Source organism: Dehalococcoidia bacterium (assembly GCA_041649635.1).
GTDB lineage: Bacteria > Chloroflexota > Dehalococcoidia > E44-bin15 > E44-bin15 > JAYEHL01.
In genome coordinates, this window is record JBAZMV010000002.1 from 160,285 (window position 1) to 184,017 (window position 23,733).

38 protein-coding genes and 1 pseudogene are annotated in these 23,733 nt (G+C 47.6%); 35 read left to right on the top strand and 4 right to left on the bottom strand.

Going from position 1 to position 23,733, the window contains the following annotated elements; all coding sequences use genetic code 11:
- Positions 1-55 precede the first annotated feature (55 nt).
- The 35 genes and pseudogenes from rplC to rpsI all read left to right on the top strand — a co-directional run bounded on the left by rplC (position 56) and on the right by rpsI (position 18,728).
- The gene (gene rplC, locus WC562_04590) at positions 56-724 is read left to right on the top strand and encodes a 50S ribosomal protein L3 (protein MFA5055436.1); all 669 of its coding nucleotides are present in this window, start codon (positions 56-58) and stop codon (positions 722-724) included.
- Positions 717-1,916, top strand: a complete 1,200-nt coding sequence (locus WC562_04595; GenBank protein ID MFA5055437.1) for an ABC transporter permease — start codon at positions 717-719, stop codon at positions 1,914-1,916. Before rplC ends, WC562_04595 begins: the two co-directional genes overlap by 8 nt.
- 12 nt (positions 1,917-1,928) lie before the next feature.
- Entirely contained in the window at positions 1,929-2,690 is a 762-nt protein-coding gene (locus WC562_04600) for an ABC transporter ATP-binding protein (protein ID MFA5055438.1), read from the top strand.
- Between the two features lies 1 nt (position 2,691).
- A complete protein-coding gene (gene rplD / locus WC562_04605; protein MFA5055439.1) occupies positions 2,692-3,342 on the top strand; it encodes a 50S ribosomal protein L4 in 651 nt (216 codons plus the stop codon).
- Positions 3,343-3,352: 10 nt separating this feature from the next.
- Entirely contained in the window at positions 3,353-3,637 is a 285-nt protein-coding gene (gene rplW / locus WC562_04610; GenBank protein ID MFA5055440.1) for a 50S ribosomal protein L23, read from the top strand.
- Positions 3,638-3,647: 10 nt separating this feature from the next.
- A complete protein-coding gene (gene rplB, locus WC562_04615) occupies positions 3,648-4,478 on the top strand; it encodes a 50S ribosomal protein L2 (GenBank protein MFA5055441.1) in 831 nt (276 codons plus the stop codon).
- A gap of 33 nt (positions 4,479-4,511) precedes the next feature.
- The gene (gene rpsS / locus WC562_04620) at positions 4,512-4,808 is read left to right on the top strand and encodes a 30S ribosomal protein S19 (GenBank protein MFA5055442.1); all 297 of its coding nucleotides are present in this window, start codon (positions 4,512-4,514) and stop codon (positions 4,806-4,808) included.
- Positions 4,809-4,813: 5 nt separating this feature from the next.
- Positions 4,814-5,149, top strand: coding sequence for a 50S ribosomal protein L22 (gene rplV / locus WC562_04625; GenBank protein MFA5055443.1), 336 nt, complete (start codon positions 4,814-4,816; stop codon positions 5,147-5,149).
- Positions 5,150-5,797 (top strand): annotated as a pseudogene (gene rpsC / locus WC562_04630) (30S ribosomal protein S3). It begins immediately after the preceding gene.
- 477 nt (positions 5,798-6,274) lie between these two features.
- Entirely contained in the window at positions 6,275-6,697 is a 423-nt protein-coding gene (gene rplP, locus WC562_04635) for a 50S ribosomal protein L16 (protein ID MFA5055444.1), read from the top strand.
- Between the two features lie 12 nt (positions 6,698-6,709).
- Complete coding sequence (gene rpmC, locus WC562_04640; protein MFA5055445.1) at positions 6,710-6,901, top strand: 50S ribosomal protein L29; 192 nt, start codon at positions 6,710-6,712, stop codon at positions 6,899-6,901.
- A gap of 15 nt (positions 6,902-6,916) precedes the next feature.
- Positions 6,917-7,186: a 30S ribosomal protein S17 gene (rpsQ, locus tag WC562_04645; protein MFA5055446.1), complete on the top strand. Its 270-nt coding sequence runs from the start codon at positions 6,917-6,919 to the stop codon at positions 7,184-7,186.
- Entirely contained in the window at positions 7,183-7,551 is a 369-nt protein-coding gene (rplN, locus tag WC562_04650) for a 50S ribosomal protein L14 (GenBank protein ID MFA5055447.1), read from the top strand. The genes rpsQ and rplN overlap by 4 nt, the downstream gene beginning before the upstream one ends.
- A gap of 1 nt (position 7,552) precedes the next feature.
- The gene (gene rplX / locus WC562_04655; GenBank protein ID MFA5055448.1) at positions 7,553-7,864 is read left to right on the top strand and encodes a 50S ribosomal protein L24; all 312 of its coding nucleotides are present in this window, start codon (positions 7,553-7,555) and stop codon (positions 7,862-7,864) included.
- The gene (gene rplE / locus WC562_04660) at positions 7,864-8,403 is read left to right on the top strand and encodes a 50S ribosomal protein L5 (GenBank protein MFA5055449.1); all 540 of its coding nucleotides are present in this window, start codon (positions 7,864-7,866) and stop codon (positions 8,401-8,403) included. Before rplX ends, rplE begins: the two co-directional genes overlap by 1 nt.
- 39 nt (positions 8,404-8,442) lie before the next feature.
- The gene (locus WC562_04665) at positions 8,443-8,628 is read left to right on the top strand and encodes a type Z 30S ribosomal protein S14 (GenBank protein MFA5055450.1); all 186 of its coding nucleotides are present in this window, start codon (positions 8,443-8,445) and stop codon (positions 8,626-8,628) included.
- Between the two features lie 43 nt (positions 8,629-8,671).
- Positions 8,672-9,067, top strand: a complete 396-nt coding sequence (rpsH, locus tag WC562_04670) for a 30S ribosomal protein S8 (protein ID MFA5055451.1) — start codon at positions 8,672-8,674, stop codon at positions 9,065-9,067.
- A 12-nt stretch (positions 9,068-9,079) separates the two neighbouring features.
- Complete coding sequence (gene rplF, locus WC562_04675; protein ID MFA5055452.1) at positions 9,080-9,634, top strand: 50S ribosomal protein L6; 555 nt, start codon at positions 9,080-9,082, stop codon at positions 9,632-9,634.
- Positions 9,634-9,993 carry a 50S ribosomal protein L18 gene (gene rplR, locus WC562_04680; protein ID MFA5055453.1) on the top strand — a complete coding sequence of 120 codons (360 nt, stop codon included), beginning with the start codon at positions 9,634-9,636 and terminating at the stop codon, positions 9,991-9,993. Before rplF ends, rplR begins: the two co-directional genes overlap by 1 nt.
- Before the next feature lie 2 nt (positions 9,994-9,995).
- The gene (gene rpsE, locus WC562_04685) at positions 9,996-10,499 is read left to right on the top strand and encodes a 30S ribosomal protein S5 (GenBank protein ID MFA5055454.1); all 504 of its coding nucleotides are present in this window, start codon (positions 9,996-9,998) and stop codon (positions 10,497-10,499) included.
- Positions 10,492-10,683, top strand: coding sequence for a 50S ribosomal protein L30 (gene rpmD / locus WC562_04690; GenBank protein ID MFA5055455.1), 192 nt, complete (start codon positions 10,492-10,494; stop codon positions 10,681-10,683). The genes rpsE and rpmD overlap by 8 nt, the downstream gene beginning before the upstream one ends.
- Positions 10,670-11,119, top strand: coding sequence for a 50S ribosomal protein L15 (rplO, locus tag WC562_04695; protein ID MFA5055456.1), 450 nt, complete (start codon positions 10,670-10,672; stop codon positions 11,117-11,119). Before rpmD ends, rplO begins: the two co-directional genes overlap by 14 nt.
- A gap of 80 nt (positions 11,120-11,199) precedes the next feature.
- On the top strand, positions 11,200-12,453 hold the full coding sequence (secY, locus tag WC562_04700) for a preprotein translocase subunit SecY (GenBank protein MFA5055457.1): 1,254 nt from the start codon (positions 11,200-11,202) through the stop codon (positions 12,451-12,453).
- Between the two features lie 13 nt (positions 12,454-12,466).
- Entirely contained in the window at positions 12,467-13,108 is a 642-nt protein-coding gene (locus WC562_04705) for an adenylate kinase (protein MFA5055458.1), read from the top strand.
- A 7-nt stretch (positions 13,109-13,115) separates the two neighbouring features.
- Entirely contained in the window at positions 13,116-13,868 is a 753-nt protein-coding gene (map, locus tag WC562_04710) for a type I methionyl aminopeptidase (protein MFA5055459.1), read from the top strand.
- A 9-nt stretch (positions 13,869-13,877) separates the two neighbouring features.
- On the top strand, positions 13,878-14,096 hold the full coding sequence (gene infA / locus WC562_04715; GenBank protein ID MFA5055460.1) for a translation initiation factor IF-1: 219 nt from the start codon (positions 13,878-13,880) through the stop codon (positions 14,094-14,096).
- Positions 14,097-14,123: 27 nt separating this feature from the next.
- Positions 14,124-14,237 carry a 50S ribosomal protein L36 gene (rpmJ, locus tag WC562_04720; GenBank protein MFA5055461.1) on the top strand — a complete coding sequence of 38 codons (114 nt, stop codon included), beginning with the start codon at positions 14,124-14,126 and terminating at the stop codon, positions 14,235-14,237.
- A 59-nt stretch (positions 14,238-14,296) separates the two neighbouring features.
- Positions 14,297-14,680 carry a 30S ribosomal protein S13 gene (gene rpsM, locus WC562_04725; GenBank protein MFA5055462.1) on the top strand — a complete coding sequence of 128 codons (384 nt, stop codon included), beginning with the start codon at positions 14,297-14,299 and terminating at the stop codon, positions 14,678-14,680.
- Positions 14,681-14,692: 12 nt separating this feature from the next.
- Positions 14,693-15,088, top strand: a complete 396-nt coding sequence (gene rpsK / locus WC562_04730; protein ID MFA5055463.1) for a 30S ribosomal protein S11 — start codon at positions 14,693-14,695, stop codon at positions 15,086-15,088.
- Positions 15,089-15,165: 77 nt separating this feature from the next.
- Complete coding sequence (gene rpsD / locus WC562_04735) at positions 15,166-15,792, top strand: 30S ribosomal protein S4 (protein ID MFA5055464.1); 627 nt, start codon at positions 15,166-15,168, stop codon at positions 15,790-15,792.
- A gap of 19 nt (positions 15,793-15,811) precedes the next feature.
- Positions 15,812-16,798, top strand: a complete 987-nt coding sequence (locus WC562_04740) for a DNA-directed RNA polymerase subunit alpha (GenBank protein MFA5055465.1) — start codon at positions 15,812-15,814, stop codon at positions 16,796-16,798.
- A gap of 3 nt (positions 16,799-16,801) precedes the next feature.
- The gene (rplQ, locus tag WC562_04745) at positions 16,802-17,155 is read left to right on the top strand and encodes a 50S ribosomal protein L17 (GenBank protein MFA5055466.1); all 354 of its coding nucleotides are present in this window, start codon (positions 16,802-16,804) and stop codon (positions 17,153-17,155) included.
- 2 nt (positions 17,156-17,157) lie between these two features.
- A complete protein-coding gene (gene truA, locus WC562_04750; GenBank protein MFA5055467.1) occupies positions 17,158-17,904 on the top strand; it encodes a tRNA pseudouridine(38-40) synthase TruA in 747 nt (248 codons plus the stop codon).
- A complete protein-coding gene (gene rplM / locus WC562_04755; GenBank protein MFA5055468.1) occupies positions 17,901-18,332 on the top strand; it encodes a 50S ribosomal protein L13 in 432 nt (143 codons plus the stop codon). The genes truA and rplM overlap by 4 nt, the downstream gene beginning before the upstream one ends.
- Complete coding sequence (gene rpsI / locus WC562_04760; protein MFA5055469.1) at positions 18,333-18,728, top strand: 30S ribosomal protein S9; 396 nt, start codon at positions 18,333-18,335, stop codon at positions 18,726-18,728.
- An 88-nt stretch (positions 18,729-18,816) separates the two neighbouring features.
- Here the strand turns inward: rpsI and WC562_04765 are convergent, their stop codons facing one another.
- The 4 genes from WC562_04765 to metK are packed head-to-tail and all read right to left on the bottom strand — an operon-like array spanning position 18,817 to position 23,716.
- Positions 18,817-19,878, bottom strand: coding sequence for a bifunctional phosphoglucose/phosphomannose isomerase (locus WC562_04765; protein MFA5055470.1), 1,062 nt, complete (start codon positions 19,876-19,878; stop codon positions 18,817-18,819).
- Positions 19,875-21,305, bottom strand: coding sequence for a phosphoglucomutase/phosphomannomutase family protein (locus WC562_04770; protein MFA5055471.1), 1,431 nt, complete (start codon positions 21,303-21,305; stop codon positions 19,875-19,877). The genes WC562_04765 and WC562_04770 overlap by 4 nt, the downstream gene beginning before the upstream one ends.
- A gap of 36 nt (positions 21,306-21,341) precedes the next feature.
- Positions 21,342-22,457, bottom strand: a complete 1,116-nt coding sequence (locus WC562_04775) for an NDP-sugar synthase (GenBank protein MFA5055472.1) — start codon at positions 22,455-22,457, stop codon at positions 21,342-21,344.
- A 44-nt stretch (positions 22,458-22,501) separates the two neighbouring features.
- Positions 22,502-23,716 carry a methionine adenosyltransferase gene (gene metK, locus WC562_04780; GenBank protein MFA5055473.1) on the bottom strand — a complete coding sequence of 405 codons (1,215 nt, stop codon included), beginning with the start codon at positions 23,714-23,716 and terminating at the stop codon, positions 22,502-22,504.
- Between the last annotated feature and the right edge of the window lie 17 nt (positions 23,717-23,733).

Here is a 23,733-nt window from a genome sequence, read left to right on the forward strand (position 1 = left end):
TGGTCGGTCGGCGTGTTTTCGGTTATAAAAATATTTTGTAGAGAAGTGTAAGAAAATGATAGATGGAATTATCGGACGCAAAAAAGGCATGACGCAACTGTTTAACGAGGACAGAACTGTCGTGCAGGTTACTGCTATCGAAGCAGGCCCTTGTTTTATCACTCAAGTAAAGCGGGTCGAAAAAGAGGGCTATAACGCCGTCCAGCTGGGATTTGGCGATACCAAACGGATGAATCAGCCGGAAAAGGGACATTTGAAAAAGACGGGTAATCTTAAATATCTCAGAGAGTTTAACTCGGATGAAGCGGACGCTTTAGAGGTCGGACAAAAAGTTGATGTCAGTATTTTTAAGCCCGGAGACATTGTTGATGTTGTAGGTATATCTAAGGGAAAGGGATTTGCCGGAGGCGTGAAGCGCCATCACTTCGGCGGGGGACCTAAGACTCACGGTCAGTCAGATCGCCATCGTGCGCCTGGATCTGTAGGCGCTACAACTTCCCCAGGCAGGGTTTGGAAAGGGTTAAGGATGGCTGGGCACATGGGAAATGCTCGTGCTACAGTGCGCGGTCTGAAGGTGGTGGAGGCCAACGCCGAGAAGAATCTGCTTTTAGTCCGCGGTGCTGTTCCGGGTGCGAAAGACGGAATTCTTTTGGTGAAAAAATCCCAGATAGCGCCTCCTGCCGCAGTGTCCTCCTCTAAGAAGAGCAAGGAAGCGAGTGCTTAAGTTTTCCATTCTAAACGCCTTCCGCAGGAAGGGAATAGCTATTATAGCTATCATTGGCACTGCGCTAGGCGTCGCTCTTATGACGGTGCTTCTCTCCATCTCCGATGGAATGGATGCTCAAATGACCTCGACGGCGAACGAGATGGCGGGCTGGATAGCAGTGTACCCGGAGTCCGCGCCGTTGGGATATATAATGCCCAGCCAGATCGGGTTCCCGGAATCTTATGCGGATGAAATAAAGCAGATCGATAACGTTAAAGGGGATGCCGTATCCCCGCTCATAATGGCGTTTGTTCCAACTGAAGTCGCCGATTATGGCGATCCTATGGGGGTAAATTTGAGGGGGGCTGATAAGCAGGCATCTGTGCTGCTGGGGGAGAGCAACCCTTTTGATCAGAACAACATAATTGAGGGCAGGGCGCCGGATGAGGGTCGGGATGAGGTAATTATCGGGAATATGCTGGCTATCTTCGGCAAGGCAAAGGGTGGGAATTATGCCGATGTCGGCGGGGTGATAAACTTTCCTGTAGGCAATAGCGCGGTTACGCTGACCGTAGTCGGCATATTCGAGACGGGCAATCATTTATATGACGGGGCGATATATACTGATATTGATACAGCGCGTAAGCTGATGCCAACGCTGGCCGCTGATGAGGTTAATTACATTCATGTAGAAGCTACCGATATCGAATATGTACAGGGTGTCGCGAATGATATAAAGGCGATATTTGCAGATCGCCAGGTGCCCGTTACGGCAAAAGTTGCTACCGATATGATGGAAAGCTTTGCCGGCATGATGGATGTATTTCACAGCTTCTTATGGATAGTGTCGCTGGTGGCTGCAGTAGCCGGAGGGTTTTCTATCTTTATCGTAATGCTGATATCGGTCATTGAGAGGACCAAGGAGTTCGGGATTCTGAAGGCGTCCGGATGGTCTAATTTTAATATAGTGGGTTCTGTGGTTGGACAATCGATAACCGTAGGTTTGCTGGGAGCCGCTTGCGGTCTTCTAATGGGCTATGGCGCTTTGCAAGCTATAAATGCGTATTTGAATGTCGATATCGGCATAATAACGTGGCGACTGGTGTTAATTATTGTTAGTTTTGGTGTGGCAATGGGGATCATAGGAGGATTGTATCCTGCTCTTAGAGCAGCGAAGGTCAGTCCTATAGAGAGCTTGCGGGCTATATAAGTGTTAGTGGCTATGAATGATAGAGTTTTTACTGAAAATCAGAATAGCTCTGTATATCAAGTTTCGGGCAGCGAACAGCAGATACGCCGCAACATCGTCATCGCAAGCAAAGTTACTAAGGTATATGGAAGAGGCCGGACCAAGGTGAGCGCGCTACAATCCGTTGATCTAAAAGTTAGGGACGGGGAGTTTTTGGCAATACTCGGACCGTCGGGGAGCGGGAAGACCACACTACTTAATATGCTAGGGGCATTAGATAGACCGACCAAAGGCAGGGTCATCATCGATGGAGCAGAAACAAGCAAGATGGCGGAAAGCGGTCTGTATAAGGTGCGCCGTGATAAGCTGGGGTTCATTTTTCAGACGTATTATCTTGTGCCGAGTTTGAACGCTTTGCAGAATGTGCTTATACCAGTATTGCCAATCAGGGGTAATAAGAGGTATTATATGAAGGCTGTGCGTCTTTTAAAGCTAGTCGGCTTAAAAGACCGCCTGCACCACAAGCCTGGTGAGCTTTCCGGTGGGGAGCAGCAGAGGGTAGCTATAGCTCGTTCGCTGATAATGAATCCGAGCTTGATACTTGCTGATGAACCGACCGGCAATTTGGACACCAAGACCAGTGCAGAAGTTATCGATATTATGTTGCAATTGAATAGAAAGAATAAAAAGACATTTATTGTAGTCACCCACGATCGCAGGTTGGCTGAAAAGGCGGAGAGGGTCTTATATCTTTGTGACGGCAGGCTGTCAAGCGTCTGCCCGGAGGGTTTTTAAGGTGGTACAGGTTCCGGTATACAATTCGTCGGGTAATGTAATAGATAATATTGAACTGAGCGACGCAGTTTTCGGCGTTCCCATGAATTCAGCCGTTGTGCACCAGGCTATGCTGAGACAGAATGCCAATGCGCGCCAGGGCACGGTTGGGGTTAAGACTCGCGGGCAGGTATCCGGCGGCGGCAGGAAGCCTTATAAACAGAAGGGCACAGGCCGGGCGCGGCGCGGCAGTTCACGTTCTCCGCTTATTCGGGGAGGCGGTGTCATTTTTGGGCCGCAGGCCAGAAGTTACAGGCAGGGCATGCCGAAAAAAATGAGAAGGCTTGCTTTAAGATGTGTTCTATCCTGCAAAGTGGCGGACGGAGAAGTGAAGGTAATAGATAGGTTATCATTCGATGAGCCAAACACTAAAGAGATGGCGGGTATAGTTAAAGCGTTGAATCTGGGACATTCGCTTATGATAGTTACCGAAGAGCCTGATGGAAATGTGTATAAATCGGCGAGGAACTTAAACGGCACCGATATTCTACCCGCTTATATGATGAGCGTTGGCGACTTGATCGCTCATCGGCAGATCTTGATTTCATTGCCGGCAATAAGAAAAGTAGATGAGCTTTGGCAACCGTCCTCAAAAGAGACGGCAAAGGCATAGGGAATAGAAAATGCAGATATTAGAGATACTTAAGCGACCGGTTATTACCGAGAAAAGCACTTCGCAGCAGGAGAAGTCTATATATACGTTTGAAGTCGCGAAGAGCGCCAGTAAACAGCAGATAAAAGAAGCGGTCGAGTTGGCATTCAACGTTAATGTGGTCAGGGTTAATGTTATTACAATGCCCGCCAAGTGGAGAGGTCCGGGGAGGAGAAGGAGCCAGTTGTCTCCCTGGAAAAAAGCAGTTGTTACGATTAAACAAGGTCAGAAGATAGAGTACTTTGAGGGAGTTTAAGGAGAGATAAGTGCCTATTAAAGAATATAAGCCAACGTCGCCTGGACGAAGAGGCATGACGGGCTCTACGTTTGAGGAAATAACTAAAAAGCGCCCGGAAAAATCTTTGGTCAGCCCCCTCAAAAGTAAAGGCGGACGTAATAATCAGGGGAGGATAACAGTTCGTCATCGCGGCGGCGGCGCTAAGCGCATGTACCGTGCTATTGATTTTAAGCGTGATAAGCGCGATATGCCGGGTGAAGTAATAGCTATAGAATATGATCCGAATCGTTCATCGAGAATCGCTCTTGTCCAGTATACTGATGGTGAACGCCGTTATATTCTTTCACCGGTAGGATTGAAAGTGGGCGATAAAATCATAGCGGGCGAAAAAGCGGAGATTAAGGTGGGGCATTGTATGCCTCTTAAGTCCATACCTACCGGCACATCAGTACATAATATCGAGATGTGCGTGGGAAAAGGCGGACAGCTTGTAAGAAGCGCGGGCGCTGTTGCCCAGCTCATGGCCAAAGAGGGTGACTATGCGCTGATACGCATGCCTTCGTCGGAATTGAGAAAGATTCGTTTGGAATGTTATGCTACAATTGGTCAAATAGGCAATTTAGACCATCAGCACATAAAGATCGGGAAGGCGGGCAGGAAGAGACACATGGGAATTCGTCCTACTGTCCGAGGTTCCGCTATGACCCCGAGGGATCACCCTCATGGCGGAGGTGAAGGCAGATCTCCGATTGGTATGCCCGGCCCTAAGACTCCGTGGGGAAAGCCGACGTTAGGGTACAAAACACGGAAGAATAAGCGCACTGACAATATGGTTGTCAGGCGAAGGAATAAGAAATAAGGGAATAAATGGGGTTCAGAAGAGGTCAGTTAGATGTCACGATCCACTAAGAAAGGTCCGTTTATTGAAGCGCAATTACTTAAGAAGGTAGAAGCGCTTAATAAGTCGGGGGAGAAAGTAGTTATAAAGACTTGGTCGAGAGCCTCGACGATTGTTCCTGACATGATAGGCCATACGATAGCCGTGCATGACGGCAGGAGGCATGTGCCCATATTTATTACAGAGAATATGGTTGGGCATAAGCTCGGAGAGTTCGCTTTCACCCGTACCTTTAGAGGACATTCAGGTAAGGCTGAAAAAGTTACTGCAGTTAAAAAGGCGACGCAATAAGAGTTATGGAAGTAAAAGCTGTTTCAAAAAACATACGAACATCACCCCGGAAGCTGCGGTTAATGGCAAATATGGTAAGGGGTAAGAAGGTCGACGAGGCTTTGACCATCTTGAAGTTTTTGCCATCGCCGTCGGCACAATCCGTAGCGAAGGTTGTTAAGTCAGCCGCGGCCAACGCAGAGAATAATTATGAGATGACTCCTTCGGATTTAAAAATAATTAATATCTTAGTCGATGAAGGTCGTACTATGAAGCGATTTCGTGCGGGACCTAGAGGTAGGGTAAAACCTATACTGAAACGTTCCAGCCACATAACTGTCATAGTTAAAGAGGAGGAATGATTGGGCCAGAAGGTACATCCAATAGGCTTTAGGTTAGGCATAACGAAAGACTGGCAGTCAAGATGGTATGCCGATAAGCATTATACCGAAATGCTTCAAGAGGATCTGCGTATCAGGAATGTTATTGCATCCAAGTACAAGGATGATGATATTGCCAGGGTTGAGATAGAACGTGCATCCAATCAGGTGACGGTTACCGTTCATACATCCAGACCTGGTATTGTTATCGGCAGAGGCGGCCAGCGTGTTGATGAGACAAGGTCTCTGTTAGAGCAGATCGCTGGTAAGCGGGTAAGGCTTAATATCCAGGAAGTATCACAGCCTGAAATGGATGCGTATCTTGTGGCCAGGAGTATAGCACAGCAAATGGAACGCCGCATTTCTCACAGGAGAGCAATGAAGCAGGCGATATTCAGGGCGATGGAAAGAGGGGCGCAGGGAATAAAGATATCTTGTGCCGGCAGGGTTGGAAGCTCAGAATACGCGAGAACGGAAACGCTTCATGAAGGAAGGGTTCCCCTTCACACACTGCGTGCTGATATAGATTATGCTACTGCAACAGCTCACACGACTCTTGGGACCATTGGCGTTAAAGTTTATATTTATAAAGGTGATATCATTCCGGAATACGAGAAATTTAAAGCGGAGTCTACCGCAGCGCTTAGTAGTACTGGACAACTGAAAACGGACGAAAAAGCCGGGAGTGAGATAGTCGGAGTGAAAGCTGGTGAAGCTGTTGAATCAACGGATAAGCTGGCTGAATCGGGAGAGCGTAGAAGCTCGAAAGAGGCCGCTTCTGCCGAAGGAAAAGAAAAGGTCTCAACAGAAGTATCAGCATCGAAAAGCCGTTCTCGTGCGAGAGTAAAAGCAAAATCTACAAGTACTACATCCGAGAAAAAGGAAGAGGCTAAACCCAGAACAAGGGTTCGGGCTAAAGACAAACCGAAGGCAAAGGCTGACGAGTCATCGAACATGAGCAGTACTGAGGCGGCTCCGGAAGCAGTATCATCTGAAAAAGAGAGTAAGCCGAAACCAAGGGCTAAAACCAAAGCTGAAACGGAAAAGGAATCTGATAAGGATTAATTATCCATATAATCGGTTATTCGCTGAACGAGGGAAAACATAATGTTACAGCCTAAACGAGTTAAACATAGGAAGCAGAGTCGCGGCAGAAGGAAAGGCCGGGCTATGGCGGGGAATACCGTAGCCTTTGGTGAATATGGACTTCAGGCTCAAGGCGCTTGTTTCCTTACAGCGCGGCAGATAGAGGCGGCGAGACGTGCGATAATTCGTTATGTGAGAAGGGGCGGCAAGTTGTGGATTCGCGTATTCCCGGATAAGCCGGTTACCTCAAAACCGGCGGAAACACGTCAGGGAAGCGGTAAAGGAGCTGTTGATCATTGGGTCTGTGTGACCAAGCCTGGAAGAATACTATTTGAAATCGCTGGTATTAAAGAAGACGCGGCGAAAGAAGCAATGCGGTTGGCATCGCATAAGTTGCCTATACCCACAAGATTTGTGCGCAGGGACGCGGATATCGGGGAATAGAGGGGGCTCAGGTTGAAAGTTGCGGAAATAAGAACTTTAAATACTGATGAACTCAAGAAGAAGCTCGATGAATCATATCGAGAGCTGTTCAACTTGAGATTTCGTCTCGCTACCAAGCAGTTGGGTAATCATCATGAACTGCGGAATGTCAGAAAGAAAATAGCCAAGATAAAGACGGTGATGAGGGAGCGGGAATTACAGTAGAGGAGTAATTATACATTGGTTACAGAGACCGGAAAAAGCAAAAAGAAGAAAACAGGGCGCGTTGTTAGCAACAAGATGGAGAAGACCGTCGTTGTTGTTGTAGAGTACTATATACCTCATCGCCTCTATAACAAACGTGTGAGGCATTTAAGCAAATTCAAAGCCCACGATGAACAGAATGCCTGCAATATAGGGGATGTGGTATTGATAGAAGAGACCAGACCTCTTTCGAAAGATAAGCGATGGAGAGTAGTTGAGATACTGTCAAAGGGTGATTCACAATGATTATGCCTCAAACCAGGTTAAAAGTTGCGGATAACACCGGTGCTAAGAGCATTATGTGTATACACATACCGGGCGGGACACGCAAGAGATATGCTCGTGTGGGTGACATAATTGTTGCCGCTGTTAAGGAAGCGCAAACGGGAGGCGCCGTGAAGAACCACGAGGTAGTGCGGGCTGTCGTTGTTCGAACTGCGAAACAGTACAGGCGTCCTGATGGCTCCTACATAAGATTCGATGATAACGCTGCGGTGATTCTGGACGACAAGAACAATCCGAAAGGCACCCGCATTTTTGGTCCGGTGGCTCATGAATTGAGGCAGAAGAACTTTATGAAGATTTTATCGCTGGCGCCAGAGGTTCTTTGATATGAAGATTAGAAAAGAAGATACAGTTCTGGTAATAGTCGGGAAAGACAAGGGCAAAAAAGGGAAGGTCCGCCAGATAATGTCTAAAAATAATGTGCTGGTTATTGAAGGTGTTAACGTTGTTAAACGTCATATGAAGCCTAGGGCACAGGCCAGACAGGCTGGTATTATTGAGCGGGAGGCTCCGGTAAAAATTTCTAATGTTATGCTGATATGTCCTAAATGTGGTAAACCGGTTCGTATTCAGTCCAAAATTCTTGAGGATGGCAAGCGGGTTAGGGTATGCGGGAAATGCGGCGAGGTGATTAACTAATGGCTCGTTTGAAAGAAAGATACCAGCAGGAAATACTGCCTGCTCTGATGAAAGAATTTAAATATACCAGTGTCATGCAGGCGCCGCGGGTGGTCAAAGTGGTGATTAATGTCGGTATGGGCGAGGCTATACAGCATGCTCAATCTTTGGATGCTGCTCAGCAGGATATCGCGGCGATATCAGGACAACACCCTGTGATAACCAAGGCTCGGAAATCAATAGCCAGCTTCAAGTTGCGCAAGGGTATGCCGATCGGTGTTATGGTCACTTTGCGCGGTAAAAGGATGTATGAATTCCTCGATAAGTTGATTAGTGTAGCCTTGCCGCGCATACGTGATTTCCAGGGGTTGAATAGAAAAGCCTTCGATGGTATGGGGAATTATACACTGGGATTGAAAGATCAGACTATCTTCCCCGAGATTTCATATGAGAAGGTCGATAAGGTCAGGGGATTGGAGATTTGCATTATTACAACTGCAAGTAACGATGCGGAAGGGCTCAGGCTCTTTGAACTTATGGGGATGCCCTTCTCTCGTTGATAGTTGATAAATGTAGTGAAAGAGGCGTATTTATTAGGTATGGCTAAAGTATCGAGAATCGTTAAAGCGCGGAGAACACCGAAATTTCAGGTGAGGCAGAAGAACCGGTGTCAATTGTGCGGCCGGTCGAGGGGATATATACGTATGTTCGGACTGTGTCGTATATGTTTCCGTACGCTGGCGCTTGAAGGGAAGATCCCCGGTGTTAGGAAATCCAGTTGGTGATATGCTTTTTACGTACAATAAATTGTGTGTGTGAAGGTTGAGTATGGTTACAGATCCGATTGCCGACATGTTAACAAGGATTAGAAATGCTACGATGGCGAGACATGACTTCGTGCTTGTGCCGTTGTCTAAGGTGAAACTCGCTGTTGCCAAGATACTGAGGGACGAAGGCTTTGTCAAAGACTATGAGGTGGTCAAAGGCAAGCAGCAGAGGGTGATAAAAATATATCTGAAGTATACGGATAAAAAAGAGCCTGTGATTGAAGGATTGCAAAGGGTTTCTAAGCCTGGCCTAAGGATATATGTTTCCAAATCTGAAATACCGCGTGTTTACGGCGGATTGGGTATGGCGATTTTATCTACGCCAAAAGGAATTATTTCAGGTAAGAAGGCATGGCAAGAGGGTGTAGGTGGGGAGCTTATTTGCTTTGTATGGTAATGGAGGAAGATAATGTCTCGCATCGGTAAGATGCCAATACCTGTGCCTAAGGGTGTCGAGGTAAAAGTGAGCGGTAATGAGGTTCGAGTCAAAGGACCGAAAGGTGAGTTGACGCGTTCGGTTGCCCCTGCTATTTCTGTTACTCTGGATGATGGCGTACTTAAAGTATCCAGGTCGTCCGATGAGAAAAAAGTGCGATCGTTGCATGGTTTGACACGCAGCCTGTTGGCCAATATGGTTATCGGGGTCAGTGAGGGATATCACAAAGATCTGGAGATCGTCGGTGTGGGGTATAGGGCCCAGGCTTCTTCGGGAGGAAAGGTCTCATTACAATTGGGCTTTTCTCACGCGAAAGAGATTAACCCCCCGGCGGGGATTTCGGTTGTTGTTAAGGAACCGCAGCGTCTGGTTGTAGAGGGGATTGATAAGGAACAGGTAGGTGATGTGGCGGCCAAGATTCGTAGCATGAAGCCCCCTGATCACTACAAAGGCAAGGGCGTCAGATATGCAAATGAAAAAGTTCGCATCAAACCGGGAAAAGCAGGTAAAGCTGGAGCCAAACGGTAATGGGTAAAGATAATACAAAAGAATCGCGTGAAATAAGGCATAAACGTGTTCGCAAGTCGGTTGTTGGAACTGCGGAGCGGCCTAGATTATGTGTTTATCGAAGTCTTACTCATATTTATTGTCAACTTATAGATGATAGTAAGGGTTGCACTCTGGCATCGGCATCGACCTTGGACAGCGAGCTTAAGTCTGATAATAAAAAGAAGACTGAAACGTCTGCATCTGTTGGAAAGATGATAGCAGAACGCGCAGCTGAATTTGGTATTAAGAAAGTTGTTTTCGACAGGGGTGGATACAAGTATCATGGCCGAGTGAAGGCTCTAGCTGATGCGGCCAGAAAAGCGGGCTTGGAGTTTTAATAATGGATGATTTGAAACAGGGCGAAGCCTTAAATGAGAAGCTTGTACACATAAAAAGGGTTGCCAAGGTTGTTAAGGGAGGAAGGCGTTTCAGCTTTACAGCTCTCGTAGTCGTCGGCGATGGGAATGGAAAGGTTGGCGAGGGGCTGGGTAAGGCCAAAGAAATCCCTGAGGCTATTCGTAAAGGCAATGCGGTTGCGCGAAAACGCATGGTTAAAATAACAATGAAAGACGGGACTATACCGTATCAGATAACTGGAAAATATTGTGGTTCAAAAGTTCTTTTAAAGCCGGCTTCGCAGGGTACCGGTTTGATTGCCGGCGGCGGTGTTCGTGCTGTTCTCGAAGTCGCAGGAGTAAAAGATATCCTTACAAAATCGCTAGGCAGCGAGAACCAAGTTAACGTGGTGCGCGCAACGATAAAAGCGCTTCATCAATTAAAGACTCCTGAAGAGGCGCTTGCCAGGCGCAAGTCCTTAGCGACGAAGGAGGTTTCAGTTGGCTAAGTTATTGGTTACGTGGGTGAAAAGTGGAATTGGGTTCTCACGTGACCAGAGAGATACTATACGTTCTTTGGGGCTTCATCGCTTGAACCAAACCGTTGAGCACGATGATTCTCCATCAATACGCGGGATGTTACTTAAAGTTAGACATCTTGTTAAAGTGGAGGAAACCGTTGAGGGAGAATGATCTGAGACCCCGACAGGGGACCAAACATAGAAAGAAACGGATTGGCCGCGGAGTCGGGAGCGGTCATGGCACTACAGCATGTAAAGGCACAAAGGGGCAAAAGGCTCGTGCGGGGTTTTCGTTGCGTCCCGGTTTTGAAGGCGGGCAGAACCCTCTGACAAAACGTCTTCCAGAACAGCGCGGATTTAATAATATCTTCAGGATTGAATATTCGACAATAAATATATCAAGCCTCAATCGCTTTGAGTCAGGGCAGGAGATTAAACCGGAAGATTTGGTTGAAAAAAGACTTGTGAAATCTCTAAAGAAACCTATCAAAATACTGGGCAACGGCGAACTTGAGAAACCGGTTACCGTTAGAGCTAACAAATTCACTCAAATGGCTAAGAGGAAGATCGAGTCTGCCGGAGGAAAAGTAGAGGAAATCGGCCAGTGACTCAAGAGCGGAAAAGTTCCAGGCCCCAGTTGCTCCAATCCATGATAGATGCCTTCCGTCAAACGGATTTGAGACGGAAGATGCTGATTACATTGGGCATCTTGGTACTTTTCCGATTCATTGCCCATGTACCTGTGCCCGGAGCGGATGCCTCCGCGATGCAGGATTTTTTGGGTGGAGGCAGCAGCGCTGGGTCTCTGTTCGGAATGCTGGATTTATTCAGCGGCGGTCTCATGCGAAACATGAGCATCGCTTCGTTAGGGGTTTATCCTTATATTACGGCTACAATTATAATGCAGCTTATGGTTCCCGTAATCCCAAGGCTACGGGAGCTGGCCCGCGAAGGAGATACCGGCAGGGCAAAGATCAATATCTATACACACTGGATGACTGTTCCGCTGGCTATGCTTCAGGGCTATAGTCAACTAATTTTGCTGCAGAGGTCTTCTTCAGTTGTAACTAATATCGGTTTCTCCGGAGAAAACGCGCTTCCTACTATTTCAATGATTGTGGCGATGACTGCCGGCACTATGTTTCTTGTATGGTTAGGGGAGTTGATCACAGAATATGGGATAGGCAACGGCGTATCTCTGATAATATTTGCTGGAATTGTTTGTACTCTACCTCAATTAATAGGCTACGGGACTCTTGAGAATGATGTGTTTGGCTTGATCCTATTTGTGGTATTATCCTTGGTGATTTTAGTTACTATTATAATTTTTACAGAGGCACAACGCCGCATTCCGGTTCAATATGCTAGGAGCCTATACCGCGGCGGCAGGGTTTACCGCCAATCCGGTGGCACTCACATACCCATGCGCGTAAATTCTGGGGGCATGATACCGATAATCTTTGCTATGTCTTTTATGTTAATGCCTGGCATCATTGCCGGCTTTTTTGTCAGTCCTGATCTTGCAAATCCCAATTTTGCTAATTCGGTGGTTAATTTATTTTCCAGTGAAGGTTATTTCTATTGGATATTGTATTTCTTCTTAGTAGTTGCGTTGACGTTTTTCTATACTACGGTAATATTTCAACAGCAGAATTTGGCTGAGACATTGCAGAGGCAGGGCGCCTTTATTCCAGGTATCCGGCCGGGAAAAGCTACACATCAATATTTATCTAAGTTAAGCAATCGCCTCACATGGGGTGGGGCTATATTCCTGGGGCTTGTTACGATTTCGCCATTTATAATACAAAAAATTACTGGAATTTCTGGGAATTTGCAGCTTCCGGCTATCGGCATGATAATAGTTGTCGGCGTGGCGCTGGATACCATGAGACAGCTGGAAGCGCAGCTTCTGATGAGGAAGTACGAAGGTTTTCTGAAATAGGGAGGATTTTGCAGTGAGATTGATACTTTTAGGCGCTCCCGGATCAGGGAAAGGCACGCAGGCGAAGAATATCGCCGAGAAAGTCGGCATAACACATGTGGCTTCAGGGGATTTGTTCCGAGCTGCGGCAACCCGAGGGGATGAGTTAGGGAATCAGGCTAAGCATTATATGGAGCAGGGCCTCCTGGTTCCAGATGAGATTACTATTAAAATGATATTGGAACGCATAGATGCTCCTGATTGTTCGAAAGGTGTCATGCTGGATGGTTTTCCAAGGACGCTGGAGCAGGCTAAAGCGTTGGACCAGGCGCTGGGAGATAAGAAGTTAAAAATCGATCGTGTTTTCTATATTAACGTTTCCACCGATGAACTGGTACGACGGTTAAGCGGACGTTTTATCTGTCGTAAGTGTCAGGCGCCGTATCATAAGGTATCATCGCCGCCAAAGAAAGAAGGCGTATGTGATAAATGCGGTGGTGAGTTGTATCAACGTGCTGATGATACGCCGGAGACTGTCAGGAAAAGGATTGATGTTTATACAAAGGAGACATCACCGTTGATTGATTATTATAACAAGGCAAAGAAGCTTGTTGAGATAGACGGAGAGGGTAATATAGATAGTATTACTAAAAACATCATCGCAGCGCTTCCGTAGGATAAAAATGGGAATAGAGATTAAGTCGACCCGCGAGATTGAACTTATGAGGAAAGCGGGGGAAATAGTAGCCATCGTTCTGGATATATTGAAGAAGAGAATCAAACCTGGTATTATCACTGAGGAGTTAGACACAATAGCAATAGAAGAATTGAATAGACATGGCGCTAAGTCCTCTTTCAAAGGGTACAGAGGATATCCGGCGCATTTGTGTGTTTCTGTAAATGATGAACTCGTTCACGGTATACCCGGGAAGCGTGTTCTTAAAGAAGGAGATATTGTCACAATTGATTTTGGTGCCGTTTATAATGGCTTTCACGGAGATGCCGCTCGTACAATAGCAGTAGGCGAAATTAGTGACACAGCTAAGAAGTTGATAGATACGACTGATAATGCTTTGATGGTGGGGATTGAAAGCGCGAGAAACGGCGCTCGTCTTGGAGATGTATCTTATGCGATACAGTCTTTTGTTGAGGCTAACGGTTTCTCAGTAGTGCGTGAGTATGCGGGGCATGGTATCGGCCGACAAATGCATGAAGATCCACAAATACCGAATTATGGGAAACCAGGACAGGGGCCTGTGTTAAAAAAGGGTATGGCGCTTGCCTTGGAGCCGATGGTTACCCAAGGCGATTGGCATACTAAAGTAGGCAGAGACGAGTGGACGGTTTCTACTATGGATGGCAGTCTATGCGCTCATTTCGAGGATACGATTGTAGTAACTGAGGGGAAAGCAGAAATATTAACGGCGTTGGTTTAGGCAATTTATATGTCTAAGAAGGAAAGTATTGAAGTTGAAGGAACAGTTGTTAAGTCTTTGCCTAACACGATGTTCCGCGTCGAATTGGCCAATGGTCATCAGGTGCTAGCGCATATTTCCGGTAAAATGAGGATTCATTATATAAAAATATTGGCAGGAGACAAGGTTTTAGTTGAATTATCGCCTTATGATCTAACAAGAGGTCGTATCACATATAGATTTCGGTAGATTTTCGGGTGGTGGAAGGAGACAGATATGAAAGTCAAAGCATCGGTTAAATCGCGTTGCGAAAAATGTAAGGTAATAAAAAGACGGGGAATAGTCAGAGTGATCTGTGAAAATCCCAGGCATAAGCAAAGGCAAGGGTAAAAGTTCACAGCTTACTGTGTGAATATTATCAACGAAGGCTGAAGGATAAGGACGTAGTAATGGCACGATTAGCAGGGGTAGATCTTCCCAAGAACAAAAGGGTCGAGATAGGTTTGCGTTATATATACGGTATAGGACCTACCGCAAGCAGGGTGATCCTTGAAAAGGCAAAGGTAGATCCCAATACCAAGGTCAGCGATCTCACCGAGGGAGAGGTCGGTCAGATTCGCGAGATCATTGAAAGAGAGTATGAAGTAGAAGGTGAACTGAGGCGAAAGGTCAATCGCAATATTAAACGCCTGATCGAGATTGGTAGCTATCGTGGTATACGCCATAGGCGCGGGCTTCCGGTACGCGGACAGCGCACCAAGACCAATGCTCGCACGAAGAGGGGCGCACGTAAGACGGTTGCCGGCCGCAGACGGACTGTATCTAAGAAATAGTAGAGGAATATTATGCCAGAAAAGAAAAAAGTCACGCGTGTTAAGAGGAAAGAAAAAAAGTTAATAGCTAAGGGTCGTGCGTATATACAGTCGACTTTCAACAATACGGTGATAACAATAACAGATCAAGCCGGTAATACTATCTCTTGGGGCAGTGCGGGTACTGCGGGATTCAAGGGGTCGCGTAAGGGTACGCCCTATGCTGCACAGCTTGCGGCTGAACAGGCGGCTCATAAGAGTATAGAACATGGCTTAAAGCAGGTTGAAGTGTTTGTAAAAGGGCCCGGCAGCGGAAGAGAGGCTGCGATACGCGCGCTACAGGCAGCCGGCCTCACTATAACTGGGATTCGAGATGTAACGCCGATACCCCATAATGGATGCCGTCCATGTAAGAGAAGGCGGGTATAGTTTTTATATTTTGTAGCAGTACTTTAGAGTTGATTAGTTTTTTTGGATTTCTAGGGTAAAAGGAGCAAGGCGAAGAAATGGCTCGATATATAGGAGCAGTTTGTCGGATATGTAGACGGCAGAATGAAAAGCTGATGCTTAAAGGTGAGCGTTGCTTGTCAAGAAAGTGTGCTCTCGATAGACGCAGCTTTCCTCCCGGGCAGCAAAAATCTCATAGAAGAAAGGTCTCGGACAGAGGATTACAGCTCAGGGAAAAACAGAAGGCCAGGTTTACTTATGGCGTAGTTGAGAGGCAGTTCCGCAGACACTTCGATGATGCTGTGAGGCGTCCCGGCGCGACAGGTGAAATCTTGTTACAGATACTTGAGATGAGACTCGATAATGTCGTTTATAGGCTGGGCTTTGCTGATTCGAGGAGCCAGGCTAGACAACTGGTACGCCACGGGCATATCGTAGTGAACGGGAGGAAAGTAGATATCCCGTCCTATGCTACTCATATAGGAGATGAAATCGGTCTGCGCGAGGGTGATAAAGAGAGGACGTATTACAAAGTGGTCGCCCAGCAGGTAGGTACAAAAACGGTATCGGGATGGCTTAAGCTGGACGCAGAGAAGCTTACAGGGAAGGTGCTCTCTATCCCCAGCCGGAACGATGTTGATTTAAGAATTAATGAGAAGGTTATAGTTGAATATTATTCCAGATAGTATGATGGGGGGTAGCCACTTGACAGAGGCTGTACTACCGCAAATAGAGTGTTCAGAGCTCTCGGAAAAATACGGGCGTTTCGTCATAGAACCCCTTGAAAGGGGTTATGGTGTTACGCTGGGAAATGCTCTCAGAAGAGTATTGTTAAACTCCATCACCGGGTCGGCCGTGACGTGGATGATGATCGATGGTATTCAGCACGAGTTTTCAACTATTCCAAATGTTAAAGAGGATACCGTTGATTTTATCTTGAATGTAAAATCAATTCGCTTACGGGCTTTATCCTTGCGAGGCGGCAAGTTGACGTTAAGGTGTAAGGGGGAGCGCGAGGTCACGGCTGGCGATATCGAGCCTTCTGCCGACTTTGAGATAGTAAATCCTGATTTGCACCTTGCGACGCTTGATTCATCCGATTCTAAACTTGTAGTGGAATTCAACGTCGAACAGGGAAAGGGTTATCGTCTGGCCGGAAAAGCCGAAGGACTGCCGATTGGGGCTATTCCGATTGATGCGATTTTTACTCCTATAAGAAGGGTAAACTACAAGATAGAGACGGTTGCGCTTGAAGAACTCCACGGCTATGAGCGTCTAGCTATTGATATATGGACGGATGGCACTATTTCACCGGTGGAGGCAGTTAGTCAAAGCGCTCAAATGCTTATTGAGTATTTCCAACTCTTTTATGAGCTTGCGAAAGTGCCGCTGCGTGTCGGAGAAAAACAGCCTCGTCTTCCTATACCGCTAGAGCAATATAATATGCCTATTGAAGAGCTTGATCTCTCTGTTCGCACGTTCAATTGCTTGAAGCGAGCCGGAATTACAAAAGTCGGGGAGCTGTTTGAAAAGAACGAGGAAGACCTTTTGAGCATAAAGAATTTCGGGCAGAAAGCCCTTGACGAGCTTAGGGAGCAGATGAAAATAAAAGGGCTTAATCCCCCCAATCTTTTCAAGGGTGAGGCATCTGATGATGAGCCTTCGGAGGATATAACGGGGGAGGATGAATAAAATATGAGACACGGAGTTTCAGGCAGGAGTTTTTCCAGGTCTACTTCTCATAGGGTAATGATGTATCGTAACCTGGTTACAGATCTGTTAAGGTATGAGAAAATTGTCACCACTGAGGCTAAAGCTAAAGAGGTGCGCGGTTTCGCGGAACGCATGATAACGCTCGGCAAGGACGGCACATTGCAGAGCAGACGTCAGGTGCTCGCGTTTATCAATGACAAGCAGGTTGCAGACAAGCTGTTTGACGAGATCGCGCCTAAATATGCCCAGAGGGCTGGAGGATATGTTCGCCTCGTAAGGATCGGGCGGAGAGCCGGTGACGCCGCGCCTACGGCTCAGCTTGAATTAGTGAAGTAGCATTGAGAATTGCTCTTACGATTGAATATGACGGAACAAGATATTACGGCTCTCAAAGACAGAGAAATGTTCCGACGATACAGGGGGAATTGGAAGAAGCTATAGCTAAGGTTTCGGGAGAATATGTTCGAACGGTGTTCGCCGGACGCACCGATCAGGGTGTTCATGCAAAAGGTCAGGTGGCCGTATTCGAAACCAATTCGCGCCTTAAACTTGATAATATTACTAAAGCGTTAAACTTTTATTTACCGGAAGACATTGCTGTTAAGGAGGCCCATAAAGTCAGAGACGATTTCGATCCGAGGAGGGGAGCGCTGAGCCGGGAGTATTGTTACTATATCTGGAATGAGTCGACTCGGTCTCCTCTAAGGCGGCGTGATGCATTGCTGGTGCGGCGGCCTCTTGAAATTAGCATCATGGACGAAGCATGTAAGATATTGGAAGGTACACATGACTTCGCACCGTTTGCAAGCGCTTTAGAAGGACGCATAAATACAACCCGTACGGTTTATCGTGCTGGCACGTACAGAGAAGGATCGATGGTCAGTTGCGTCGTAGAAGCCAGTGCGTTTCTTCCTCATCAGATGAGGATGACGGTGGGGTCTCTGTTAAAGGTTGGTTTAAAAGTTAGCGATATAGCGGCTTTCCGTAAAATATTCGAATCCGGAAAGCCTGCAACGGCAGGGCCGGCAGTGCCGCCACATGGTTTATTTTTGATGAAAGTGAATTATCCTGGTGATGAAATATGAAGACTTATAGTATTAAAGCAGGCGAAATTGATCGGCAGTGGCATGTTATTGATGCATCTGATAAGACTTTAGGGCGTCTTGCATCCGAAGTGGCAGTAATATTGATGGGTAAGGATAAACCGACTTTCTCAAACCATATCAATGTGGGAGACTATGTAGTCGTAATAAATGCTGCCAAGATTAAGGTGACCGGGAATAAAGATAAGCAGAAGATGTATTACAGTCATTCTAACTATCCCGGCGGGCTGAGAACCGTAAGTTATTCAGATATGCTGAAGAAAAATCCGGAAAAAATAATCACATCCGCGGTTAAAGGCATGATCCCCCGCAACAGGCTTGGGCGTCAGATAATGAGCAGGCTTAAAGTATATGCGGGGGATGAGCATCCGCATCAGGCTCAAATAGGGAAATCCGACAAGGGGGAATAATTGGGCGAGAGAGGTTATCTACACGCAACAGGTAGAAGAAAGTCTGCTGTAGCGCAGGTGCGCATCAATTCGGGTGGTGGTGCCGTTATAGTTAATGGCAAGCCTCTTGAGGAGATGTTTCCGATTGAGAGACACAGAAACACGGTATTAGAGCCGTTGGTTGCAACGGACAGTCTCGAAAAATACAGCATCACTGTTAAGGTTAAGGGTGGAGGTTGTGCGGGACAGGCGGTTGCTGTCAGGCACGGCATAGCCCGGGCATTGGTAGAGGTTGACGATAGTCAGAAGAAACTGCTTAAAAGTAAGGGGCTTCTCACGCGCGACGCTCGTGTTAAAGAGCGAAAAAAGTATGGCCTTGTCAAGGCTCGAAAAGCGAAACAGTACACCAAGCGTTAGTCTTTATTCGAACTTAAGCGGCAATATAAAAGACCGCATGCGATGATTGTTAAATGCATGCGGTCTTATTTTGTATCCTGGGCGGCTGTTATGAAGAGAGCGCTTTCTTTAGATAATCGATGATCTCCACCGGCGAGGGGTTGATTTTATATAAAATTGCCAAGTAGTAGCTTACAAAGTCTCCCATCAGGATAGAGTTCATCATGCGGCATAGGGGAGTCTTACCGCTGGTATCGATGACCTCGTGAGGAACATGCGCTTTGGCTAGGATATCGCTTGTGATTTCGTAACGCTTGAGTGTGCGCGGATGCAAGTCTTCGGATCGCAGCATAACTACGAACAGTTTATCGGCCATACCAGCGGGAAACTGGTAACCTACGACGGCGTTGTGGTTAAGCTCGGGTAGTGTTTCGGAGAAGGCCCAGGCCTTGCTGTTTTCGTTGATTTGCGTTTTCCATCTGTAAGCTACGCTTGTTAATATACCGGCACCGTAAACAATTACGAGACGGTCGAATAGCTTCGCCGCCAATTGCTTGGCGGGGTTGCTTTCCATCGGGATGTCTTTACTTAGCTGCGTCGATAATTTATTCAGTGCGTCCAGTGATTCATCGATTTTCAGTAGCTCGTCCGGGATGATGCCTAGTTTGCGCATGAACGCCAGAAGTGAGAATAAGCTGCATCCCAGCGCCGCTCTCGGCTCAGAGCTGAATCCAAAGGATAGAAGCGGTACGCCGTTTCGTGCCGCCAGTTCACTGATCTTGCCGCCTGTGGTTATAACGAACTTTTTACAAGGTGTTTCCAGCGCCTGGCTGAAAGCTGATAGGGTCTCCTCGGTATTTCCTGAGTAGCTGGAGGCTATGACAAGTGTTTTTTCATTCACCGATTTCGGCAGGTCGTAGTCCCTCTGCACTATGACATCGATATTGCTTTGAAGGCTTACCATCGACCGCAACAAGTCGCCGCCTATTGCGGAACCTCCCATACCCAGAACTACGATCTTGTCGATACTATTGAAGTCTTCGGGCAAAGGCAATGTTAAGGCGCTCTGCCACGCCTGCCGGCACTGTTTAGGCAGATTTTGTATGCGCTCATGAAGGTTCGTGGTGTCGAGCTTTTCATATAGCTGCTGATCATCTAAATTTACTGTCATTTTACACCTGCCAATTTTTTACCTTCGCCAAGGAATGTCTTTACCTTTTTCATGCTATCGCTCTCCGAATATATGCGCATGATAGGTTCGGTGCCGGAGAAGCGTATTAGAAGCCAGCTGCCGTCCTTCATCAAAAAGCGGAATCCGTCTCTCGTTTCGACCTCGCGCACGGCCGTCCCGGCAATGCTGGAGGGCCTGCTATCGGTTAGACGTTTCATAATGGCTTCCCTTTCCTCTTGCGGGAAATCAACATCGAGACGATCGAAATAGTGAGGGCCTACCTTGCTGTAGAGATATTTGATGAGTTGAGACGGGCTCTTCTTCAGCTTTATCATAAGGTCAAGGAAGAATAGAGCTGATAGAATTCCATCTCGTTCCGGCATATGGCCGCGATATCCGTATCCTCCGCTTTCCTCGCCGCCCATCAAGGCATCTTTTTCCAGCATTAGCGGCGCTACATATTTAAATCCTACAGGAGTTTCATAAACGGGCACCTTGAATATCTCGCCCAGGCGGAACAGCATATTCGTAGTAGTTATCGTTTTGATTATCGGGCCGCGCTGTCCCTGCACTTCGAGAAGGTATAGGGCGATCAGTGCGTATGTCTGAAGCGTTGTGATAAATTCGCCTTTCTCGTCCATGATCCCTATGCGGTCGGCGTCTCCATCGGTGGCAAATCCGACGTCGGCTCGGATTTGTTTTATCTTCGTCGATAACTCCGTAAGGTTGTGCGCTATCGGTTCCGGCTGGAGGCCGGGGAAGAGGGGGTTGCGCTTCTTGTGAATCTCCGTAATCTTCGTCTTTCCGCCGCCGAGTATATTACGGAAATATCCCGCACCCGCGCCATACATGGAGTCGACGGCGATGTTTATACCGTTGCGCCTGATCTTCTCTATATCTACCATATCACCGAGATGCTTTATATAGGCAGGCGCCGGGTCGAATTTTACGACGGTACCTTTTTCAATCGCGTCGTCTAGGCTGATTTGTTTGATCCCTGCTGCGCCGGACTGTAAACGGGATATTCCCTTTTCCAGTTCTGTTATTACTTCTGGGGAGGCGCTGCGAGCGTCGCCCTGCTTGAATTTGAAGCCGTTCCACTGTCCGGGATTGTGGCTGGCGGTTATGATGATACCGCCGCCGGCTTTAAAATCCAGGATCGAATAGCTGATAACCGGTGTAGGTGCGGCGCTATCGCATAGATAAACCTTGATGCCGTTGGCGGCCACAACCTCGGCTGCTGCTGCGGCGAAGCGCTCCGAGGCGAATCGGGTGTCATAGCCTATGACCATGCCTTTCTTGGCAAGGCCAGCCGACTTCATGTAACCGGCCGCGGATTGGGCACAGATTCGAACGTTGTCGAAGGTGAAATCCTCGGCGATGATTGCACGCCATCCGTCCGTGCCGAATTTGATCTTCGAAGCCAAATGGCACCTCCGTTGCGGTAAATGCTCCGTTATCGACTAAGAGCCAGCGCCTTGAGAAGCGGAAACCTTTTCATCCGGCATGATTTTTGTATCCGGCGCCAGCCTTGAATTCTTCTCTATCGTAGCTTTGGTGCCTATGATGCACCCGGAGTCGATATAACAATCTTCATCGATGTTAACCGAGTCGGCGACAATGCATTGCCGCAGAGTTGTTCCTTTGCCGATTGCGACATTATGCCACACAATTGACTTTTCAACAAGGCTGTCGGCGCTTATATAGCAATGAGGCCCGATTACGGTCGGTCCTATAATGTGAGCCTGCGCCTCTATGAAGCAATCACGCCCGATTACAACCGGCCCGTCGATCCTGGCCCTGGGGTGTATCTTGTGTCCTTCTTCGGCCCATATGTTTCTGTTATAAATGCGGCCCGGAATATCTGTTGAGATTTCGCCCGTCAGAAGGTCGCCGTTTACCTTCATGTATTTCTCGGGCGTTCCGATATCGATCCAGTAGTCATGAGAAGAGAAGCTGAAGAAGGGATCGCCGCGCTCCAGAAGCAGAGGGAAGAGGCCGTGCTCGAACATGTAGAATTGATTGGTGGGAATATAATCCAGCATGTCGGGCTCAAGGATATATGTTCCTGCATTGATCATGTTTGTGGTTGCCTCTTCACGCTTGGGCTTCTCGACGAATCGTTTCACGCGGCCGTCGGCATCGGTCTCGACGACGCCGTACATACTGGGGTCGTCGACCGGCGTTAAAGCTATGGTCACCTTCGATGACTGCTTACGGTGTGTCTCAAGCATTTCGGTCAGGTTCATATCGGTGAATACATCGCCGTTGAAAACGAAGAAAGTTTCGTCCAGATGATCCGCTACGTTCCTGACTGCTCCTGCGGTGCCGAGGGGGAAGCTCTCTACAACGTAAGTCAGCTTCACTCCGAAATCAGAGCCGTCGCCGAAGTAATCTCTGATATGGTCCGGGAGATAGCACATGGCCAGCACCACATCATCGATGCGGTGGCTTTTCATATACCTGAGCATGTGTTCCAGGAAAGGGCGGTTCAGGATGGGAACCATAGGCTTTGGCGTGCCGTATGTCAACGGGCGGAGCCGTGTTCCTTCTCCGCCTACTAGAATGACTGCTTTCAATTTATTCGCTTTCTTTTACGCTCTATCCGGGATAGCCTGTAGCATCACTTGCTTTTAAGCCCGGCTTCTTTCCTGAGTATCTCGGCCTTGTCGGTTTTCTCCCACGGAAGGTCCAGGTCGGGACGTCCGAAGTGTCCGTAGGCTGCCGTCTGGCGATAAATAGGACGTCGCAACTGCATGTAGTCTATGATGGCGCCGGGACGCAGGTCGAAGTGCTTATTCACAAGCTTTACTATGACATCATCCGATACTTTATTTGTGCCGAAGGTCTCTATGGAAACGGACAGCGGGTGCGCCTTGCCGATGACATATGCCACCTGTATCTCCAATCGATCCGCCAGTCCTGCGGCTACAAGGTTCTTGGCGATATAACGCGCCATGTATGATGACGAGCGGTCTACCTTGGTACAGTCCTTGCCTGAAAATGCGCCGCCGCCGTGACGAGCGATTCCTCCATACGTATCGACGATTATCTTGCGGCCGGTGACGCCGGTGTCCGATACCGGTCCGCCTATAACAAACCGTCCGGTTCCGTTCACGTAGTATTGCGTCTCAGAGTTAAGCAGCTTAGATGGAATCACTTCCGAAATGACATGTTTTATGATGTCTTTTTCAATCTGGTCGTGTGTCACATTGTCGTCATGCTGGGCGCCGATCACTACGTTGACAATGCGTTTTGGCTTGCCGTTGATGTATTCTATGGTGACCTGGGACTTGCCGTCGGGACGGAGGTATTTTAATATTTTATCCTTCCTGACCTGGGCCAGCCGCTGGCACAGTCTGTGAGACAGCGAAATAGTAAGCGGCATCAGCTCCGGTGTTTCATTACAGGCGAAACCGACCATCATTCCCTGGTCTCCAGCTCCGATTTCATCTAAATGGCTGACGCCGGAGCTTTCCTTGGCTTCCAGGGACTTACTCACGCCCTGATCAATGTCGGGGGATTGTTCTTTAATAGAGACCATCACGCCCACGGACTGGTAGTCGAAACCGTATTCAGGTTTAATATAACCTATGTCACGCACAACCGCCCTTACTATCTGCGGTACATCGATGTAGCATTTGGTTGTTATCTCACCCATGACTATGACTAAACCGGTCGTCGTGGCAACCTCACAGGCCACCCTTCCGAACGGGTCTTTTTCCATAATCGCATCGAGAACGGCATCGGATATTTGGTCGCACAGCTTATCGGGATGACCCTCCGTAACCGATTCCGAGGTCAGAAACAAGGACGACGATGTCATAAATGTACTCATTTAATTTCCTTTCCAGA